2 protein-coding genes, 1 tRNA gene and 1 rRNA gene are annotated in these 3,060 nt (G+C 70.7%); all 4 read left to right on the forward strand.

Annotated features, from left to right (window positions below):
• A 5S ribosomal RNA gene (rrf, locus tag ACSW7Y_RS16735) occupies positions 1-67 on the forward strand; the annotation flags it as partial.
• Positions 68-161: 94 nt separating this feature from the next.
• A complete protein-coding gene (gene gltX / locus ACSW7Y_RS16740) occupies positions 162-1,649 on the forward strand; it encodes a glutamate--tRNA ligase (protein WP_438127359.1) in 1,488 nt (495 codons plus the stop codon).
• Positions 1,650-1,681: 32 nt separating this feature from the next.
• Positions 1,682-2,641 carry an NAD(P)/FAD-dependent oxidoreductase gene (locus ACSW7Y_RS16745; protein ID WP_438127360.1) on the forward strand — a complete coding sequence of 320 codons (960 nt, stop codon included), beginning with the start codon at positions 1,682-1,684 and terminating at the stop codon, positions 2,639-2,641.
• A gap of 45 nt (positions 2,642-2,686) precedes the next feature.
• Positions 2,687-2,761, forward strand: a tRNA-Gln gene (locus ACSW7Y_RS16750).
• Positions 2,762-3,060 lie beyond the last annotated feature (299 nt).

Raw genomic sequence — 3,060 nt, forward strand, 5'->3', positions numbered from 1 at the left:
AGCTAAGCCTCTCAGCGCCGATGGTACTGCAAGGGGGACCTTGTGGGAGAGTAGGACGCCGCCGGACTCAACGTTGCAACACCAGGGAACCCCTGACCACCACGTGGTCAGGGGTTTTCTGCGTTCCGGGTCCGCACGACCCCCGGTAGGCTGGGGCCGTCATGACTGCACCGTTCACCACCGCCACCGGCTCCGACGTCCGTGTCCGCTTCTGCCCCAGCCCGACCGGCACGCCCCACGTGGGTCTGATCCGGACCGCGCTGTTCAACTGGGCGTACGCACGACACACGGGCGGCAAGCTCGTCTTCCGCATCGAGGACACCGATGCTGCACGCGACAGCGAGGAGTCCTACGAGCAGATCCTCGAGGCGTTGCGCTGGCTGCGGCTCGACTGGGACGAGGGCGTCGACGTCGGTGGTCCGCACGGCCCGTACCGGCAGTCCCAGCGCTCGGACGTGTACGACGACGTCGTCGCGAAGCTCAAGGCCTCCGGACACGTCTACGAGTCGTTCGTCACGCCGGAGGAGATGGAAGCCCGGAACAAGGCGGCCGGCCGTGACCCGAAGCAGGGGTACGACAACCACGAGCGCGACCTCACGGACGAGGAGCGTCAGGCGTTCCGTGACGAGGGCCGTCAGCCCGCACTGCGGTTGCGGGTGCCGGACCGGGACCTCTCGTTCGACGACCTCGTGCGCGGCGAGATCACGTTCAAGCAGGGGACGTTCCCGGACTTCGTCGTGGTGCGTCCGAACGGGAAGCCGCTCTACACGTTCACGAACCCGGTGGACGACGCCCTGATGGGCATCACGCACGTGCTCCGCGGTGAGGACCTCCTGTCGTCGACACCGAGGCAGATCGCCCTGTACGAGGCCTTGTACGAGATCGGTCTCGCCGAGTCGATCCCGGTGTTCGGCCACCTGCCGTACGTCATGGGCGAGGGCAACAAGAAGCTGTCGAAGCGCGACCCGGAGTCGAACCTGTTCCATCACCGTGCCAACGGGATGGTGCCCGAGGGGCTGGTGAACTACCTCGCGCTCCTCGGGTGGTCGATCGGTCCGGACCGCGACGTGTTCTCCGTCGACGAGATGGTCGCGGCGTTCGACGTGACCGACGTGAACCCGAACCCGGCGCGCTTCGACCAGAAGAAGGCCGAGGCGATCAACGGCGACCACATCCGTCTGCTCGCCCCGGAGGACTTCCGCGACCGTCTGCTCCCGTACCTGACGGACTTCGTGTCCTCGCCGCCCACCCCGGAGCAGGCCGCGGTGCTCACGGCTGCGGCTCCGCTCGTGCAGGAGCGGATGCAGGTGCTGAGCGAAGCGCCGGCGATGCTCGGCTTCCTGTTCACGGCCGACGAGGACCTCGTGGTCGAGGACGACGCGGCCGCAACGCTCAAGGACGACGCCGGGACCGTGCTGGCGGCGAGCATCGAGGCGCTCGAAGAGCTCGAGCCGTGGGAGTCCTCGGCGATCGAGGCTGCGCTGCGGGCGGCGCTCATCGACGGTCGCGGGCTGAAGCCACGGTTGGCGTTCGGGCCCCTGCGGGTGGCGGTGTCCGGTCGTCGGATCTCGCCGCCGCTGTTCGAGTCGATGGAGATCCTCGGCAAGGACTCCACCCTGGCCCGGCTCCGCGCCCTCGCAGCCCGCTGACGGCCGTGTCCCTCGACGATGACGCGACGCTCGTGGCCGGCGTGTCGGCTCCGGACGCCGCGGTGCTGAGCGTCGACGTCGCCGTCATCGGTGCGGGGCCGGCGGGGCTCAGCGCTGCGCTCAACCTCGTGCGGGCACGACGGACGGTCCTGCTGGTCGACGCGAACCGTCCGCGGAACGCCGCCACGCTGCAGTCCCACGGATTCCTGACGCGGGACGGGGTGTCACCCCTCGAGCTGCGGAAGCTCGGGCGCGCCGAGGTCGAGTCCTACCCGGAGGCGACCGTCGTGCAGGCGATGGTCGACGAGGTCGCTCCGGACGGGGACCGGTGGCGCGTGCACGCCTCGGGGCGGGGGACCGAGGTGACCGCCTCTGCCCGAGCGGTCGTCGTCGCGACGGGCCTCCGTGAGGAGTTCCCCGCGCTGCCGATGCTCCGCGCGTTCTACGGGACCTCCGTCCACAGCTGCGTCGAGTGCGACGGGTACGAGAAGGCGGGCGAGCCGCTCGCGTTCGTGTGCGAGACGCCGGACGTCGTCGATCGGGCACTGTTCCTCGCGTCGTGGTCGGACGACCTCATCGTGTACACGAACGGCGCTCGGGTGCTCGACGACGCAGGCCGTGCGCGGCTCGCGGCCGCCGGTGTCCGGGTCGACGAGCGCGGGGTCGCCGACCTGGAGGGCGATCGGTCCGGCATGACAGGTGTCCGCCTGGTGGACGGGCACGTCGAGCCCCGCACCGGCGGCTTCGTGCGACCGACCTGGCACGTCGACACCGACTGGCTGCAGGCGGACGTCGAGCGGGATGCGGACGGGCTGCTCGTCGTGGACGGCGCCGGGCGTACGGCCGTCCCGGGCATCTACGCCGTCGGCGACGTGACGCCCCCGGGTCCGGAGCAGCTCATCGTGGCGGCCGGTCACGGGGCACGGACGGCCTCGGCCGTGCACCGGGACCTCGTCGGTGGTCTCACGGACGTCCGGGATGCTGTACAGTAGTTGATCGTGCCCCGGGCGACCGGGACACGGGGCCGCGAGGCCTCTTGGGGTATGGTGTAATTGGCAACACAGCGGTTTCTGGTACCGTCGTTCTTGGTTCGAGTCCAGGTACCCCAGCCAACATCGTGAACAGGCCCCCGGCGCAAGCCGGGGGCCTGTTGCGTTTCTGCGTCCGTGCGCACGACACGCCCGATGGTGTCGAGATGCCGGAACTCGTCGGGGCCGGTCCGCCCACGGGGCGCCTGCCCAGCGGGCGCCTGCCCAGCGGGCGCCTGCCCAGCGGGCGCCTGCCCAGCGGGCGCCTACCCAGCGGGCGCCTGCCCACCGGGCGCCTCCCTACGAAGCAGGGGCGCGGACCGGCGACCAGGGTCCGCTCCGACCTGGCGGGCATCAGCACTCCGCCACCGGCGGTCCCGAAC

The organism is Curtobacterium flaccumfaciens (genome assembly GCF_051548005.1).
In the GTDB taxonomy this organism is placed as follows: Bacteria; Actinomycetota; Actinomycetes; order Actinomycetales; family Microbacteriaceae; genus Curtobacterium.